The sequence below is a fragment of the Phenylobacterium ferrooxidans genome (assembly GCF_042714595.1).
Taxonomy (GTDB): domain Bacteria; phylum Pseudomonadota; class Alphaproteobacteria; order Caulobacterales; family Caulobacteraceae; genus Phenylobacterium; species Phenylobacterium ferrooxidans.
In genome coordinates, this window is sequence record NZ_JAOTJD010000001.1 from 202,185 (window position 1) to 219,176 (window position 16,992).

Annotated in this window: 14 protein-coding genes; 8 read left to right on the forward strand and 6 right to left on the reverse strand. The window is 69.4% G+C overall.

Annotated features, from left to right (window positions below; translation table 11 throughout):
- Window positions 1–18 precede the first annotated feature (18 nt).
- The 3 genes from OCL97_RS01010 to OCL97_RS01020 are packed head-to-tail and all read left to right on the forward strand — an operon-like array spanning window position 19 to window position 5,718.
- Entirely contained in the window at window positions 19–1,299 is a 1,281-nt protein-coding gene (locus OCL97_RS01010; RefSeq protein ID WP_377366794.1) for a TolC family protein, read from the forward strand.
- Window positions 1,299–2,552 (forward strand): efflux RND transporter periplasmic adaptor subunit, encoded by a 1,254-nt coding sequence (locus OCL97_RS01015; RefSeq protein WP_377366796.1) that lies wholly within the window; start codon window positions 1,299–1,301, stop codon window positions 2,550–2,552. The genes OCL97_RS01010 and OCL97_RS01015 overlap by 1 nt, the downstream gene beginning before the upstream one ends.
- Complete coding sequence (locus OCL97_RS01020; protein WP_457852589.1) at window positions 2,542–5,718, forward strand: efflux RND transporter permease subunit; 3,177 nt, start codon at window positions 2,542–2,544, stop codon at window positions 5,716–5,718. The genes OCL97_RS01015 and OCL97_RS01020 overlap by 11 nt, the downstream gene beginning before the upstream one ends.
- Window positions 5,719–5,744: 26 nt before the next feature.
- Here the strand turns inward: OCL97_RS01020 and OCL97_RS01025 are convergent, their stop codons facing one another.
- The 4 genes from OCL97_RS01025 to OCL97_RS01040 all read right to left on the reverse strand — a co-directional run bounded on the left by OCL97_RS01025 (window position 5,745) and on the right by OCL97_RS01040 (window position 8,875).
- Window positions 5,745–6,140, reverse strand: coding sequence for a hypothetical protein (locus OCL97_RS01025; protein ID WP_377366798.1), 396 nt, complete (start codon window positions 6,138–6,140; stop codon window positions 5,745–5,747).
- Window positions 6,140–6,535, reverse strand: a complete 396-nt coding sequence (locus OCL97_RS01030; protein ID WP_377366803.1) for a hypothetical protein — start codon at window positions 6,533–6,535, stop codon at window positions 6,140–6,142. The genes OCL97_RS01025 and OCL97_RS01030 overlap by 1 nt, the downstream gene beginning before the upstream one ends.
- A 22-nt stretch (window positions 6,536–6,557) precedes the next feature.
- Window positions 6,558–7,040 (reverse strand): hypothetical protein, encoded by a 483-nt coding sequence (locus OCL97_RS01035; protein WP_377366805.1) that lies wholly within the window; start codon window positions 7,038–7,040, stop codon window positions 6,558–6,560.
- A 134-nt stretch (window positions 7,041–7,174) separates the two neighbouring features.
- Complete coding sequence (locus OCL97_RS01040) at window positions 7,175–8,875, reverse strand: class I adenylate-forming enzyme family protein (RefSeq protein ID WP_377366807.1); 1,701 nt, start codon at window positions 8,873–8,875, stop codon at window positions 7,175–7,177.
- Window positions 8,876–8,969: 94 nt separating this feature from the next.
- Between OCL97_RS01040 and OCL97_RS01045 the strand changes: the two genes are divergently transcribed.
- Both OCL97_RS01045 and OCL97_RS01050 read left to right on the forward strand, forming a co-directional pair.
- Entirely contained in the window at window positions 8,970–10,127 is a 1,158-nt protein-coding gene (locus tag OCL97_RS01045) for a Gfo/Idh/MocA family protein (protein ID WP_377366809.1), read from the forward strand.
- Window positions 10,124–10,780, forward strand: a complete 657-nt coding sequence (locus OCL97_RS01050; protein WP_377366811.1) for a hypothetical protein — start codon at window positions 10,124–10,126, stop codon at window positions 10,778–10,780. Before OCL97_RS01045 ends, OCL97_RS01050 begins: the two co-directional genes overlap by 4 nt.
- A gap of 100 nt (window positions 10,781–10,880) precedes the next feature.
- On the opposite strand, the gene hisC is transcribed toward OCL97_RS01050, so the two are convergent.
- Entirely contained in the window at window positions 10,881–11,942 is a 1,062-nt protein-coding gene (gene hisC / locus OCL97_RS01055) for a histidinol-phosphate transaminase (protein WP_377366813.1), read from the reverse strand.
- 315 nt (window positions 11,943–12,257) lie between these two features.
- On the opposite strand from hisC, the gene OCL97_RS01060 reads away from it, so the two are divergent.
- Window positions 12,258–13,346 (forward strand): GNAT family N-acetyltransferase, encoded by a 1,089-nt coding sequence (locus OCL97_RS01060; protein ID WP_377366815.1) that lies wholly within the window; start codon window positions 12,258–12,260, stop codon window positions 13,344–13,346.
- Between the two features lie 122 nt (window positions 13,347–13,468).
- Here the strand turns inward: OCL97_RS01060 and OCL97_RS01065 are convergent, their stop codons facing one another.
- Window positions 13,469–14,440 (reverse strand): SDR family NAD(P)-dependent oxidoreductase, encoded by a 972-nt coding sequence (locus OCL97_RS01065; RefSeq protein ID WP_377366817.1) that lies wholly within the window; start codon window positions 14,438–14,440, stop codon window positions 13,469–13,471.
- A gap of 186 nt (window positions 14,441–14,626) precedes the next feature.
- Between OCL97_RS01065 and OCL97_RS01070 the strand changes: the two genes are divergently transcribed.
- Entirely contained in the window at window positions 14,627–14,980 is a 354-nt protein-coding gene (locus OCL97_RS01070; protein ID WP_377366819.1) for a hypothetical protein, read from the forward strand.
- A gap of 81 nt (window positions 14,981–15,061) precedes the next feature.
- Window positions 15,062–16,990, forward strand: coding sequence for a M61 family metallopeptidase (locus tag OCL97_RS01075; RefSeq protein ID WP_377366821.1), 1,929 nt, complete (start codon window positions 15,062–15,064; stop codon window positions 16,988–16,990).
- The last annotated feature ends 2 nt before the right edge of the window (window positions 16,991–16,992 follow it).

Here is a 16,992-nt window from a genome sequence, read left to right on the forward strand (position 1 = left end):
CTGCTTGGTGAGACCCTCATGCCAAAGCCCCAAAACGCGCGCCCATGGGCGCCGTCCCGCCGTCTGTTGACGGCCTGCGCCGCCGTGTTCGCGGCGGTCGGTTTCGACGCCGTCGCCGAGACCTTGAGTCTCTCCGAGGCCCTGACACGGGCCGCGACCTATGACCCCTCCCGCCCGGCCGCCGACGCCCGCGTGCAGGCCGCACAGGCCGGTGTCCGCCAAGCGGGGGTTCGCCCCAATCCTATCCTGGGCGCGGACCTGGAGAACTTCGCGGGCACCGGCGACATCGGCCTGGCAGACCGCTCCGAGGCCACGCTCTACTACGAGCAGACCTGGGAACGGGGCGGCAAGCGCGAGGCGCGGGTCGATGTGGCGCGGGCGGAATTAGCCGTGGCCCAAGGCCGGGCCTCGGTTCGCGCCCTTGACCTGTTGGCGGAGGTCCAGGCGGCCTGGGTGGAGGCCCTGGCCGCCGAGGCGCAGATCGCGGTGGCGGAAGAACGCCTGGCCCTGGCCCGGCGCCTCGAGGGCGAGGTGGAGCGCCGGGTGCGCGCGGCGCGTGATCCGCTGTTCTCCGCCGAGCGCGCCCGCACCGCCACCGCCCAGGCCCGTATCGACCGCGACCAGGCGCTGGCCGCCGCAGAGCAGGCGCGAGGGCTGCTGGCGTCCTACTGGGGCGCCGGCGCCAATTTCGAGCTCGGCGCCTCGGCGCTGGAACCGCGGGCCGCGGCCCCTGCCGGCACGCTCCCTGACACCCCGGACCTGCGGCTGCTGGCGATGGAGCGCGACCTGAGCCAGGCCCGGATCGGGGTCGAGCGCGCCCGCGCCGTGCAGGATCCCCGCTGGCGGGCCGGACTGCGGCACTTCGGGGAGAGCAACGATGTGGCGGTCATCATCGGGGGATCGATCCCACTGGGCCGCAACGACACAAACCAGGGCGCCATCGCGCGCGCCCAGGCCGAGCGCACCGCCGTCGAAGCAGACATGGCCGCCGCCCGGGTCGACCGGGAGCGGGAGGTGTCGCGCCTGACCGCACGGCGCGCGACGACCCTGGCCGAGGTGACCCGAAACGACGCTGAGGTCGCCCCCAGCGCGGCGCGGGCCGTAGCCCTGGTCCGGGACGGCTTCAACCGTGGCGGCGGAGCCTTCACCTATCTGGAGGTGGCCGACGCCCAGCGGGCGGTCATCGAGGCCAAGGCCCGGCGCATAGAGCTTCTGAAACGCTTCCATCTCGACGGCGTGCGCCTCGACCGACTGACCGGTCGCCATGCCGCCCTCCTCGCCAGCGCGGAGATCCGCTGATGCGCCCCTCGACCTTCCGCGGCCTGGCCGCACTCCTGCTGGCCGGCAGCCTGCTCGCCGCCTGCGCCGACCGGCCCAAGTCCAAGGCCGAGGGCGACGACCACGCCGCCGCCGCCGCCGATTTCGAGCGCGGGCCGCATCGCGGCCGCCTGCTCCGCGACGGGGACTTCGCCGTCGAGATCACCATTTTCGAGGACGGCGCGCCGCCCGAGTTCCACGCCTATGTCTATCGCAAGGACAAGCCCATCGATCCCCGACAGGTGCAGCTCAGCGTCGAGCTGACCCGCCTGGGCGGCAAGGTCGACCGCTTCGCCTTCGCCCCTGTCGAGGACTATCTGCGCGGGGCCGGGGTGGTGGTCGAGCCGCACTCCTTCGACGTCAAGATCCGGGCGGTCGAGGGCGGCCGGACCCATCAGTGGGCCTATGCCTCCTACGAAGGCCGCACGAGCATTTCGGCCGAGGCGGCCAAGGCCGGCGGCGTGCGGACTGAAATCGCCGGACCGGCGACGATCGGCGAGCTCGTCGACATGGCCGGCCGGGTGGAGATCGTTCCGGAGGGCAAGGCCGAGGTTCGGGCCGTCTATCCCGGCCGCATCCTGATGATGCGCGGCGAGCTGGGCCAATCGGTGCGCAGGGGGCAGGCGATGGCGCGGGTGGAGTCCAGCCACAGCCTGCAGGCCTATGCGATCACGGCGCCGATCAGCGGGGTGATCATCGAGAAGAACGCCAATGTCGGCGGCGTGGCCGGCGATCAACCCCTGTTCGTGGTCGCCGACCCCACCAAGCTGCACGCCGAGTTCTTCGTCTATCCGCGTGACGCCGAGCGCGTCCGGGTCGGCCAGCCGGTCGAGGTCCGCTCGCTGTCCGGCGAGGCGCGGCTGACCGCCAGGGTCGAGGCCATCCTGCCGACCGCCGACCTGGCCAGCCAGACCTTGATGGCCCACGTCCACTTGCCGCCAGGCGCGGCGACGAGCTTCCGGCCCGGCATGGGGGTGGAGGGATCCTTCTCCGTCGGCGCGCAGTCGGCCCCGCTGGCGGTGCGCACCAAGGCCCTGCAACGGTTCAGAGACTTCACCGTGGTGTTCGCCAAGGTCGGGAACACCTACGAGGTGCGGATGCTGGAGCTGGGCCGCCAGACGCCGGAATGGACCGAGGTGCTCGGCGGCCTGGCGCCCGGAACCGAGTATGTGGTCGACGGCGCCTTCCTGATCCGCGCCGACATCGAGAAGTCGGGGGCCAGCCATGACCACTGACATCGTCCCCGGTCGCCCCGGCCTGCTGGTACGCATCGTCACGCTGTCGATCCGCTTCCGCTGGGCGGTGCTGGCCCTGGTCTTCCTCTCCGCCGCCCTTGGCGTGTGGAGCTTTCAGCGGCTGCCCATCGACGCGACGCCGGACATCACCAATGTCCAGGTCCAGATCAACACCGAGGCCCCCGGCTTCTCGCCGCTGGAGGCCGAGCAGCGGATCACCTTCCCGGTGGAGACCGCCATCGCCGGCCTGCCCGGCCTGCAATACACCCGCTCGGTCTCGCGCTACGGGCTGAGCCAGGTGACCGCGGTGTTCGAGGACGGGACCGACATCTACTTCGCCCGCCAACTGATCAACGAACGACTGCAGATCGCCCGTGGCCAACTGCCGTCCACCGTCGCCCCGGAGATGGGCCCCATCGCCACCGGTCTGGGCGAGATCTTCATGTACACGGTCCAGGCCAAGCCCGGCGCGCGCAGGCCTGATGGCGAGCTCTACACCCCCGAGGACCTGCGCACCCTGCAGGACTGGGTGATCCGGCCGCAACTGCGCAACACGCCCGGAGTCACCGAGGTCAACACCATCGGCGGCTTCGAGCGGCAGTACCACGTCACCCCCTTGCCGGAGCGGCTGTCGGCCTATGGCCTGACCATGACCGACGTCATCGAAGCGCTGGACCGCAACAACGCCAATGTCGGCGCGGGCTATGTCGAGCGCTTCGGCGAGCAGTACCTGGTGCGGGTTCCGGGCCAGGTCGCGGGGCTGGACGACCTCAAGGGGATCATCGTCAGCAACCGCGGCGGCGTGCCGATCCGGATCGCCGATGTGGCCGACGTCGGCATGGGCGAGGAACTGAGGACCGGGGCCGCCACCCAGGACGGCCGCGAAGTCGTGCTGGGCACGGTGTTCATGCTGGTCGGCGAGAACAGCCGCACGGTTGCGCGCGCCGCGGCCGCACGGCTCGAGGAGGCGGCCAAGGCGCTGCCCGCGGGAGTCTCGGCCGTACCGATCTACGACCGCACCGACCTCGTCGATCGCACCATCAGGACCGTCGAGACCAACCTGCTTGAGGGGGCGCTGCTGGTCATCGTCGTGCTCCTCCTGCTGCTCGGCAACATCCGCGCGGCGCTGATCACCGCCGCGATCATCCCGTTCTCCATGCTGCTGACCATCACCGGCATGGTGCAGACCCGGGTTTCCGGCAACCTGATGAGCCTGGGGGCGCTGGACTTCGGCCTGATCGTCGACGGGGCGGTGATCATCGTCGAGAACTGCCTGCGGCGGTTCGGCGAGGCCCAACATCGTCTGGGCCGGGTGCTGACCCGTGACGAACGCTTCAGTCTGGCGGCCACCGCCACCGACGAGGTGATCGGCCCGTCGCTGTTTGGCGTGCTGATCATCACCCTGGTCTATGTGCCGATCTTCGCCCTGACCGGGGTGGAGGGGAAGATGTTCCATCCGATGGCGATCACCGTCGTCATGGCCCTGAGCGCCGCCATGGTGCTGTCGCTGACCTTCGTTCCCGCCGCCGTGGCCCTGTTCGTCACCGGCAAGGTCGAGGAGACCGAGAGCCGGGTGATGCGCGGCGCGCGGCGGTTCTATGAGCCGGCGCTGGCCTTCGCCCTGCGGATGCGCGCCGCGGTGGTGGCCGGGGCCGTGATCCTGGTGCTGTTGGCCGGTTTCGCGGCGAGCAAGATGGGCTCGGAGTTCATTCCGAACCTCGACGAGGGCGACATCGCCATGCACGCCCTGCGTATCCCGGGCACCAGTCTGAGCCAGGCGATCCAGATGCAGGCCGCGCTGGAAGCCCGCATCAAGCGGTTCCCGGAGGTCGAGCGGGTTGTGGCCAAGATCGGCACCGCCGAGGTGGCGACCGATCCGATGCCGCCCTCGGTCGCCGACACCTTCATCCTGCTGAAGGACCGGAAGGACTGGCCCGACCCGCGCAAGCCGCGAGCCGAGCTGGTCGAGGAACTGCGGGCCGCCGTGGCCCAGGTGCCGGGCAACAACTACGAGTTCACCCAGCCGATCCAGATGCGGTTCAACGAGCTGCTGTCGGGCGTCCGCGCCGATGTGGCGGTCAAGGTGTTCGGCGACGACCTGGACCAGCTCCTGACGATCGGCAATGAGCTGAAGGCCGTCGTGGAGGGCGTCGACGGCGCCCAGGACGTCGGTGTCGAGCAGATCACCGGCCTGCCGGTGCTGCAGATTACGCCCGACCGCGCCGCGCTCGCCCGGCTGGGGTTGAACGTCCAGGACGTGCAGGACGTCGTCGCCACCTCCCTGGGCGGCGCGGTGGCCGGCCAGGTGTTCGAGGGCGACCGGCGCTTCGATATCGTCGTCCGACTGCCGGAGCCCCTGCGCCGAAACGTCGATGAGATCGGCCGCCTGCGGGTGCCGCTGGCCGCGACCGGGCAAGGCCCGCGCGGCTTCGTGCCGCTCGCCGACGTCGCCAAGATCGAGGTGGAGATCGGTCCTAACCAGATCAGCCGCGAGAACGGCAAACGCCGGGTGGTGGTCACCGCCAATGTGCGTGGCCGCGACCTAGGCTCCTTCGTCCAGGAGGTGCAGCGCAAGGTCGGAGCCGAGGTGGAGGTCCCGAGCGGCTACTGGATCACCTATGGGGGCACCTTCGAGCAGCTGATCTCGGCGGCCAAGCGGCTGCAACTCGTGGTCCCGGCGGTCCTGTTGCTGATCTTCGGCCTGCTCTACGCCCTGTTCCGCTCGGCCAGGGACGCGGCGATCGTGTTCTCCGGCGTGCCCCTGGCCCTGACCGGCGGGGTTGCGGCCCTGCTGCTGCGCGGCCTTCCGCTGTCGATCTCGGCGGCGGTGGGCTTCATCGCCCTGTCGGGGGTGGCGGTGCTCAACGGGGTGGTGATGGTGAGCTTCATCCGCAACCTGGTGGCCGAGGGTCGCCCCCTCGACGCGGCGATCTCCGAAGGCGCCCTCACCCGACTGCGGCCGGTGCTGATGACCGCCCTGGTGGCCAGCCTGGGGTTCGTGCCCATGGCCTTCAATGTGGGCGCGGGCGCCGAGGTGCAGCGTCCGTTGGCCAGCGTGGTGATCGGGGGGATCATCTCCTCGACGATCCTCACCCTGCTGGTGCTGCCGGCGCTCTACCGGATGGTCCATGGACGCCGGGCGGCGCGGGATGGCGCGACCAGGTGATCTGGACGCCGGTCCCCGGCAAAAGCCTAGAGCGGCGCCTTCATCGCGCAGACCGTCGCGGCCAGTTGCTGGAAGCCCTGAGTATAGGAGGTCCAGGGCGTGGCGGGGGCGGGGTTGGCCGGATAGAGCATGGCGCCGTTCTGGGCGTAGTTGGCGCCGCTGATATAGGTCGCCGTCTTGGCCTGGCAGTCGAAGGCCACCTTGTGGATCGACCAGGCCACCGGGGTGGGATTGGCGCCGAAGTTGGTGGGGGTCGCGTAGAGGGTCTGGACCGAGGTGGTCTTCACGGCGCCGTCGATGGCGATCTCGCCGGAGGTGAAGGACCAGGCGGCGAAACTGTCGCGCGCGACGCCTTCGTAATAGGGCGCGGCGGCGGCCTGCAGGGCGAGGCTGAGGCCGGCGGCCAGGATCAGGGGGCCCATCACTCGGCCACCAGACCGGCGGCTTCCATGACCCCGTTGGGGCCCGGCACTCCGGTGACCGTGACGGACATGGTGCCGCTGCCGCCGCCGTTGTCCTGCACGTTGAAGACCACGATGTTGGGCTGCTTGAGGGTGATGAGCTTGACCCGGGTGAAGCCGCCGTCATTCCCGTCCACCAGTGGGTGGGTGTAGGTGGTGTAACCGTCGGCGTCCGGCGCCGGGATCTCCGAGGCCGGCCGGCAGCCGAAGAACCGGATGGGTCCGGCCGTCGGGTCCACGGCCCAGGCCGCCTCGGACAGGCACTTGGGATCCAGGATGATCCCCGCCCCGCCCATGGCCGAGGCGCTGGAACTGGCGAGCAGGGAAAACGCGGCGGCGATCAACAGGCGTTTCATGGCGGAGGTTCCGGGACAGCGGTCAAGAGGCGGGCGTCAGGCCCAGGGTGATAGTGTAGAGCATCTGGGCGGGCCTCGGATGGCAGCTGGCCACCGGCGCGTCCTCGCGGCAGACACCCTTGGCGGTGTCGTAGTTGACGCTGACGGCCACCGCCTGGTCGGCCTTGCGGTAGCCCATGGCCGTGCCGGTGGGACCGTCGGCGGCGGCGGCGTTGTCCGGCGCCCAGCCCCGGCCCTGCATCATCGTGTCGAGCTTGCCCGCGACCGCCTGGAAGCTGGCCCCGAAGACCGCCCCCGTGCCCGTGAAGCTGATGAGACAGCCCGGGGCGTCGGCCTGGCCGGGATAGGACACGCTGGCGAGCGCCGCGCTCGATGTCGCCCCCAGCGCCATGTCGGCGCCCGACTTCAGCGCCAGGCAGGTGGCGGGCACGGCAGGCGCGGCGTGAGCCGCCGTCGTTATGGCGAGCGCCGCGATGGCGGCAAGGCCTGCAAAGGTCAGTTTCATGATCGGCTCCCCCCCGGGCTCAACGGGAGAATAGCACGGGTATGCGACATGAAAAGTGCGGCTTGTTTCTGCGGGTGGGAGCCAACTCGGTTGGTCCCCCTCCGACCCGCCGCGGCGCGCCTGGCGAGGAGCTTTTACCCCGCGTCCTCGACCTTCAGGCTCTCGCGCAGGGCGCGTTTGAGGAACTTGCCCGAGGCGTTGCGCGGGATGGACTCGTCGAGGAACCAGACGTAGCGGGGGGCCTTGTGCTTGGCCATCAGGCCCGTGCAGTGGGTGCGCAGCTGGTCGGCGGTGAGGCTGTGGCCGGGGCGCAGGAGGACGGCGGCGCCGACCTCCTCGCCCAGGCGCTCGTCGGGGACGCCGAAGACGCAGACCTCGGCCACGGCCGGGTGGCGGTAGCAGGTGGCCTCGACCTCGGCGCAGTAGACGTTCTCGCCGCCGCGCAGGACCATGTCCTTCTTGCGATCGACGATGAAGATGAAGCCGTCCTCGTCGATGCGGGCCACGTCGCCGGTGTGCAGCCAGCCGTTGGTGATGCTCTCGGCCGTGGCGTCGGGGCGGTTGAGGTAGCCCTTGATCACCGGGGCGCCCTTGACCCAGAGCTCGCCGACATGGCCCGGCGGCACGGTCTGGCCGTCGTCGTCCACGCAGCGGGCCTCGAAGGTGGGCATGGCTGGGCCGCAGCTGTCGGGCTTGTCGACGAAGAAGTCGGCGGCCACCGAGGTGATGATGCCGCAGGTCTCGGTCATGCCGTAGCCGGTGTTGGGCCGGGCGGTGGCGACGGCCGAATCGATCTTGGCCACCAGGTCGGGCTGCAGCTGGGCGCCGCCGCCGCCGAGCGACAGCAGACTGGAGGTGTCGGTCGTCGCGAAGTCGGGGTGGGTGATCACCTCGCGGGCCATGGTGGGCACGCCGCTCATGGCGGTGATCTTCTCACGCTCGATCAGCTTCAGGGCCTCGCCCGGATCCCACTTGTACATCAGCACCATCTTGCCGCCGGCGGCGGTGAGGGCGTAGGCGGCGCAGTTGTTGGCGGTGACGTGGAACAGCGGGGTGACGATCAGGCCTGCGGGGACGCCCGGCGCCGGGGCGGCGGCGGGATCGATTCCGTTGGCCCGCATGGTGGCAAGGCCCTGGACCTGGCCGGAGAAGCCCATGTTCATCAGGTTGGCGACGCAGCCGCGATGGGTGAGCTGGGCCCCCTTGGGGAAGCCCGTGGTGCCCGAGGTGTAGAAGATGCAGGCGTCGGCGTCGGGATCGACCTGGACCTCGGGCATGTCGCCGCCCCGGCTCAGCACCTCGGAGAACGGCAGGACGCCTTCCGGCGGATTGTCCATGCGGGTGACCACCAGGCGGGTGTCGGCGGCCATGGCCGGGCGCTCAAGTATGCGGGCCAGGCGCTCCTCGTCACAGAAGACCACCTTCGGTGCGCTGTCCTTGAGGGCGTATTCCAGCTCGTCGGTCACCCACCAGGCGTTCATGCCCACGGCGGCGACGCCGAGGCAGACGCAGGCCCAGTAGAGCAGCATCCATTCGGGATAGTTGCGCATGGCGATGGCCACCCGGTCGCCGGGGCGCACGCCCTGCGCCCACAGCCAGGCGGCGATGGCGTTCACCCGTTGGTGGGCCTGCGCATAGGTGATGCGCTCGTCCTCATAGACCATGTAGACGCGGTCGGCGTAGGCGGCGGTGGACAGCCAGACGGCGCGGATATTGGGCGGGGCGTGCTTGTAGCTGCGGATGGAGTTCCCGCGAACCTCGATCTCCTCGACCTCGAAGGGCTGTCCAGGGGCCGTCAGCTCGGCCCAGGCCTGCTTGAGTTCCGCGTAGTGCATTGTTTCGTCCCGGCGTTTTTTGATTTTTGCTTGTGGCTCCATAGTGTCGGCATTCCGCGACGTGCGCCAAGCGGGAAGTACGGGGGAAACGGCCATGAAAACCTACCGCATCGGGGTCATCGGCCTGGGCCAGCGGATCGCCCATGTGCTGGCCGCCATGAAGGAGGTCGGCTGGAGCCTGGACCTGGCGGCCTATGTCGATCCGGCGCCGGTGGGGGCGCCGATCCTTGAGGCGGCCGGGATCCCGCTGGGGGTCAGCTACCCCTCCCCCGGCGCCCTGCTGCACGACGGGCCCTATGACCTCGTCATGATCGGCACGCCCAACCACCTGCACATGCGCCATCTCGGCCTGGCCCTGGCGGCGGGCTATCCGATCTTCGCCGAGAAGCCGATCGTGCGCACGGTGGAGGAGACCTACGGCCTGGCCCGCGCCCTGGCCGAGCCCGGCCATCCGCCGCTGTTCATCGGCCTGGTGATGCGCTCCATGCCCATCGTGCGCGAGGTGATCAAGCGCGTGGACTCAGGCGAGCTGGGGGAGATCATCTCCATCGACGCCACCGAGCACCTGAACGTCGAGCACGGCGCCTATCTGGCCCGCAACTGGCGGCGCAAGGTCGAGTGGGGCGGGTCCTACCTGCTCGACAAGGTGTGCCACGACTTCGATATCTTCGGGCGCATCGCGGGCGCGCGGGCCGCCAAGGTGGCGAGCTTCGGCGGGCGGCGCGTGTTCACCTCGGAGCGGGCGGGCGCGCCTCGGACCTATGACGACGGCTCACCGGCCTATGTCGCCACCAACCCCGGCTGGATGGGCGCCAACGACGCCTTCGAGAGCGACATGGACGTCACCGACCACCAGACCGCCATGGTGGAATACGAGAACGGCGTGCGGCTGTCCTTCCACGCCAACAGCCATGTCAGCCTGCCCGAGCGCCGCTGGTACGTGGCCGGGACCGACGCCACCCTGATCGCCGACCTGGTGCGCAACAAGCTGATGATCCGCCGCACGCTGAGCCGCCAGAAGCCGGAGCGGATCGACTATGGCGGCGTGACCGCGGACTCCCACAACGGGGCCGACCAGGCCATGGCGCGGGACCTGCTGGCGACGCTGGAGACCGGGGCGGCGTTCCCGGTCACGCCCTATGACGCCATGGAGGCGGGGCTGACGGTGATGGCCATCGACCAGGCGATGGCCGACGGCGTGATGCTGGACTGCGGGGAGATGTGGGCCGGGTTGGATGAGGCGCGGGGGTGAACGAGCATCAGAGAGGCCACATCCCGCTGGGCTGGCCGACATGGCTCGCGATATGCGTGGCGTGCATGGGCGTTGGATGGACACTCGGCTTCGCCGTACAGCGCGGTTTCTGGAGCCAGGAGACCGCCGCTTGGGTCCAAGCTATAGGCTCCGTGATTGCAATTGGGTTCGCTGTTTGGATTCCCAACCGCCAACGACATGTGGCTCTCCAACATGCGGCGGAGGGGCTTTTCGCCGCGGCCGAGAATCTGCTTGCAGCAACTTACCTGATCCAAGCCTGCGTCGAGCTTGATCTACGCGCCTTGCGAACGCTATCGACACCAGCCGTTAAGCTCGAAACCGCCGTCGCTGGGCTAGCGGGCGTGACCGCATCAGGCCTAGTAGCGCCGCAATGGATTGCGGATGCTTACAGTCTAGAAAGTTACGGACGTACAATTTGTCATGCGTTTCTAGAATCGTCTGGAGTAAGCGACGACTTGTTTGTCGGAATGGTTTCACTCGGTAACGAAGAATCACAGAAAAGATATGAACGACTATCTCTAGCTTATGGAAAAACCCCTAAATCGCCTTTAGAATTTGCTTCAGAGTCGCGCGAACGTCTCGAAGAATTGCAGAGCTACGCCATGTCTGGCCAGTGGGGGGTCAGACGTTAGCTCCGAGCCAATGCGCGTTCGGGAGGGAGCGAAACGAGCAGCCTTGCTGCGCGCGCCCTCCCCCCAACCCTCCCCTAAAGGGGGCGAGGAGTGGAAACTTTCAGCCGGCGATGGTCTCGGTGAGCGCGGTCAGGAGCTTCTCCGTCTGCGCCTCCGTCCCGACCGTAATCCGCAGATAGTCCCCGATCCTCGGCGCATCCCAGCGGCGGACCAGGATGGCCCTCTCGCGTAGCGCCGCCGCCAGGGCCGCGCCTGAATGCTGCGGGTGGCGCGTGAAGACGAAGTTGGCGCTGGACGGGAGGGTCTCGAAGCCGAGGGCGGTGAGGCCTTCCACCATGCGGGTGCGGGTGGCGATGATCGCCGCCAGGGTCTCGCGGAAGTACCCCTCGTCCTGCACCGAGGCGATGGCGCTGGCCTGGGCGGGGCGGCCGAGGGGGTAGGAGTTGAAGCTGTCCTTCACGCGGGTCAGGGCCTGGATGATGCTGGGGTGGCCGAGCGCGTAGCCGACGCGCAGGCCGGCCAGCGCCCGGCTCTTGGAGAAGGTTCGGACCACCAGGAGGTTGTCGTGGCTGGCGATCAGGGGAATGGCGGTGTCGGCGCCGAAGTCCACATAGGCCTCGTCGATCACCACGGGGGCGTCGGGGTGGCCCTTCAGCAGGGTCTCGATGTCAGAGAGCGGCAGGGCGACGCCGGTGGGGGCGTTGGGGTTGGGCAGGATGATGGCCCCTGCCCTGCGGCGGTAGTCGGCGACACGGACCTGGAAGGCCTCGTCCAGGGGGATGGTCTCCGCCTCGATGCCGAACAGGCGGCAGTAGACCGGATAGAAGCTGTAGGTGATGTCGGGGAACAGCAGGGGCGCGTCGTGCTTCAGCAGGGCGGCGAAGGCGTGGGCCAGGACCTCGTCGGAGCCGTTGCCGACGAAGACCTGGGCCGGATCGAGGCCGTGGTAGGCGGCCAGCGTCTTGCGGAGTTCGGTGGCCTCCGGGTCGGGATAGAGGCGCAGGTCGTCGGTGGCCTGCGCGGCGATGGCGGCGAGCGCCTTGGGCGAGGGGCCCAGCGGGCTCTCATTGGTGCTGAGCTTGATCAGGCCCGGAATGCGCGGCTGCTCGCCCGGCACATAGGGCGAGAGCGTGTGGGTCAGGTCGCTCCAGAGGCGGCTCATGCGGGTCCTCGATTTGGTCGCGGAGGTCTGTGCCACGGATCAATTGGTTTCGCACCCCACCCGGGCCCTTCTCCCCTTGCGGGAGAAGGTGGCCGGTCGGAGACCGGTCGGATGAGGGGTTGCGCTCCCTTCTCCGAACATCATCCAACCGCCCCAACCCGATAGATCTATCGACCCCTCATCCGACCCTGCTCCGCAGGGCCACCTTCTCCCGCAAGGGGAGAAGGAAACGCTAGCCCACATCTCGCGCAGTGTTGGACGGCCAAGCGCCGCCATACGGCAGGGGATTTGCAACGGCGTGGGGCGGAGGCGCCCATGACAACCATCAGTGTTTCAAACTGGACAGACCTAAGCCCCGACGACCTGGCGTCGTGGCGTGGGTGGCAGGCCGACTGCCCCGCCCTGGCCAGCCCGTTCCTCACGCCGGAGTTCGCCGAGGCGGTGGGCCGGGTCCGCAGCGACCTGGCGTTCGCGGTGCAGCGGGACGAGGCCGGGCGCGCCCAGGCCATCCTGCCATTCCATCGCGGATATCTGGGCTCCATCTCGCCCCTGGCCGGGCCGATGTCGGACTGGCACGGGGTGGTGGCCGCCGATCCGGACGCGGTGGACGTCAAGGCCATGATCACGCGGCTGGGCGCCAGCGTGCTGCGGCTGGAGAACGGCCACAGCCCGACGCGGGGCGCGCCGGGCGCGGTGGAATTCTCGCACCTGATGGACCTGAGCAGCGGCTACGACGCCTATGAGGCGCGTGGCCGGGCGCGGGAGGCCGGCGCCTTCAGCCGGCTGGCCAGCCGAGGCCGCAAGCTGGCCAAGGCCGGCGCGGTGACCTTCGACCTGGACGACCGGACGCCCGAGACTCTGGACTGGCTGATCTCCAACAAGCGGCGACAGTGCGTGGCCACCGGCCAGTTCGACGTCTTTTCCGTGGGCTGGACCCGGGCCCTGCTGCACGAGCTGTTCGCCACGGGGACGCCGGCGTTGCGGGGTCGGCTCTCGACCCTGCGCATTGACGGGGCGCTGGCGGCGGCCCACTTCGGCATCCAGGGGGCGGGCGTCCTGCACTACTGGTTCCCCGTCTATGACGAGGCCCACGGCGCCTGTTCGCCCGGGCTGATCCTGCTGCAGGCCATGGCGCGGCAGGCGGCCAGCGAGGGCCTGACGGCCATCGAGCTGGGCAAGGGCGACTATCGCTACAAGCGCGAGTTCGGCGATACCCAGCGACCGGTCTATCGGCACGCGATCTGGGCCGACAGCGTCAGCGGGGCGCTGTGGCGCTCCATGGACGGGCTGGAGGGCGGCTGGGCCGCCCTGCCCCTGGGCGAGGTGGCGCGCCTGCCCGGCAAGGTGGCGCGCCGCGCCGACCGGCAGCTGAACTTCTACCTGGGCGACCTGCGCGCGGCCTAGCGCGATCCGCGCCGGGCTGCTGCGCGGCCCTACCGGCCCGCGTCAGCGACGCGGGCGTTCGTCGCGGCGATCGACAAATCGTTGTCGATCGCATGCGGCTCGCAAGCGCGAGCCGCCGCGCCTCACCCGCCCAGCTTCCACCCGACCGCCTTGACGAAGGCCTCGTAGAAGGCCGGTTCGTAGGCTTGTTCCGGGTCCTTGCGGACCCATTCGTCCAGCAGGCGGGCGTCGTCCCCCACCAGGATGCGCCAGGTCTCGGCCTTGACCCCGTCGAGGATCACGGTGGCGGCGGCCGCGGCGGTCATGGGGGCGTCCTGTTCGAAGCGCCTTGCGCCCTCGGAGACCATGGCCTGGATAGCGGCGTCGGGGACGTCGGAGAGGTCCATGCCGGCGGCGACCATGCGGTGGCGGGTGGCGACCAGTTCCTCCGGTGTCAGGTCATCGCTCTCGGTATTGCCCTGCACCTTGCGGGAATTGGCGACGATGGCGGTGCCGATGTGGCCGGGCATGACCACGCTGGCCTTCACGTGCGGCGCGGTCAGCCGCAGGTCGGTGACCAGGGCCTCGGTGAAGCCCTTCACCGCGAACTTGGCCGCCGCATAGGAGGTGTGGGAGGTGTTGGGCCCGATGGTGGCCCAGAAGCCGTTGACGCTGGAGGTGTTGACGATGTGGGCCTCGGGCGCGGCGATCAGCATGTCCAGGAAGGTGCGGACCCCCAGATAGACCCCGCCCCAGCAGACATTGAAGGTCCGCTCCCAGGCCGCGCGCGTGTCGGTGACCATGCTGCCGCCGCCGGCGATGCCGGCGTTGTTGAACAGCAGATGGATGTGATCGGTCTGGTGCTGGTCCTTGATCTCGTCCCGGAAGCGCTGGAGGGCGGCCTCGTCGGAGACGTCGGCGACATGGGCGGTGATGCGCACGCCCTGGGGGATGCGGTCCCCCTGACAGAGGCTGATGGTCTGGGCCATGTTTCCCGCCGAGACGTCGCACATGGCCACGTGGCAGCCCTGGGCCACCAGCTGGCGGGCGAGCTCGCGGCCCATGCCCGTGCCGCCGCCGGTGATCACGGCGATCCTGCCGGTGAAGTCCTTCATTGCGTCTCTCCCTTTGGCGAGAGCTTGGACCCTGGCGCGCGCGGGCGAAAGCGTGACCCCGCGTCAGGCGCGGCGGCGGGGCGGCCCGGCGTGCTTAACCCCTATTCACTGAACTTCTTGGCCAGCCATTGACGGGCCTGCGGCAGTCTCAGGCTGAACAGGATTGGGCCTTTCGCCTTGGAACAGATGAGCAAAATCGCGAACGCCGGGGCGCTGTCGGCCCGGCAGATTCTCGACGCCTTCGACGTCTGGCTGAGCGAGCGCGTGGCCGAGGCGCGCGCCGCGGGAATGGACCTGGCCTTCCATGACCGGGAATTCGACATCGCTCCGGGCCGCGAGCCCCCCCTCGTGGGCTGGAGTCATATGCTGCTGGCGCCCGGCGCCTGCCCGCCCAAGGGACCCGACTGGACCGTCTATCGCCTGCAGGACCAGGGCTCGGCGGCCAATAGCGCGGGCGGCTCCCTGGATCAGGACGGCCTGCGGCTGGCCCTGGAGGCCCTGGGCTACGGCGCCTATCTGAACCCCGCCAGGATGGGTTGATCTACCGCCAGGGGTTGCGCGCGCGCGCCACGGCCGCAGGATAGGGCCAAGCCCTTGTCCTGATTCAGAAAGTCGCCGCCCTTGAACCGCGCGCTCCTCGCCGCCTCCGCCCTGGTGCTCAGCGCCGGGGCCGCCTTCGCCCAGCCCGCCCCGCCGCAGCCGCTGGCCCTGCCGCCGGCCATCGCCGCGCCGCGTGACACGCCCTATCCCGGGGTGATCACCCTGTCGGTGGACGCCACCGACACCGACCGGCGCATCGTGCGGGTGCGCGAGACGATCCCGGTGGCCCAGCCCGGGCCCATGACCCTGCTGTTTCCCGCCTGGATCCCCGGCAAGCACGCGCCGCGGGGCATGATCGAGAAGCTGGCCGGCCTGACCATCACCGGAAACGGCGCGCCGCTGGCCTGGACCCGCGATCCGCTCAACGTCTTCGCGTTCCACATCGACGTCCCGGCCGGGGTGAAGGCCGTCGAGCTCAGCTTCCAGCACGTCTCGCCCACCGACGAAGACCAGGGCCGGGTGACGGTCACTCCGGAGATGACCCACGTCCAGTGGTTCTCCCTGGCCCTCTATCCCGCCGGCCACTTCGCCCGGCAGATCCAGATCGCGCCGGAGATCCGCCTGCCAGAGGGCTGGTCCTACGCCACGGCGCTGGAGGACCTGGCCAAGGCCGGCGATACGGCGAAGTTCAAGCCGGTGACCTTCGATGCCCTGATGGATTCTCCATTATATGCAGGGCGTTACGCCAAGAAGCTCGACCTCGATCCTGGCGGACGATCGCGGGTGACCCTGAACCTGGTGGCCGACGAGGCCAAGCTGCTGGACGTCAAGCCCGCCCACCTGGCGGCGCACCGGGCCATGGTGGTCCAGGCCGACAGGCTGTTCGGCGCCCGCCACTTCGACCACTACGATTTCCTGGTGGCGCTCAGCGACAAGCTGGGGGGCATCGGGGTGGAGCACCAGAGGTCCACCGAGATCGGCACCACCCCGCGCTTCTTCCTGGACTGGGACAAGCTGGCGGCTGTGCGGGGCGTGGTGCCGCACGAATACGTCCACAGCTGGAACGGCAAGTACCGCCGCCCCGCCGACCAATGGACCGCCGACTTCAACACCCCCATGCGCAACAGCCTGCTGTGGGTCTATGAGGGCCAGACCCAGTACTGGGGCAATGTGCTGGCCGCGCGCTCGGGGATGTCCAGCAAGCAGGAGGCCCTGGACGCGATGGCCGCCATGGCTGCGGCCTATGACAACCGCGTCGGCCGCGGCTGGCGGGCCATGCAGGACACCGTCCATGACCCGATCATCTCGCCGCGCCAGCCGCAGGCCTGGAACAGCTGGCAGCGCAGCGAGGACTACTATTCCGAGGGCCAGCTGATCTGGCTCGACGCCGACACCCTGATCCGCGAGCAGTCGAAGGGGAAGAAATCCCTCGACGACTTCGCCCGGGCCTTCTTCGGGGTGAATGACGGCGCCTGGAAGGACCCCCTCACCTATGACTTCGACGAGGTGGTGAAGACCCTGAACGCCGTCCATCCCCACGACTGGGCGGCCTTCCTGCGCCAGCGTCTGGACGGACATGGGCCCGGCGCGCCCCTGGATGGCGTGACGCGCGGCGGCTACCGTCTGGTCTATTCCGCCACCCCGACCGACTACACCAAGACCGAAGAGGCCCGGCGCAAGATCACCGACCTGACCTATTCCCTGGGCCTAGTGCTGAACAAGGACGGGGAGTTCACGGCGGTGCAGTGGGAGGGCCCGGCCTTCAAGGCGGGCCTGGCCGACGGGGTGAAGCTGATCGCGGTGAACGGGATGGCCTATGACGGCGACCGGCTGAAGGAGGCGGTCACCGCGGCCAAGGGCGGCAAGGCGCCCATCGAGCTGCTGGTGAAGGCCGGCGAACGCTATCGCACCGTGCCGATCGCCTATCACGACGGCCTGCGCTACCCGCGCTTCGAGCGGATCGTCGGGACCCCGGCCCGCCTCGACGACATCCTGGCGGCGCGCAAATAGCC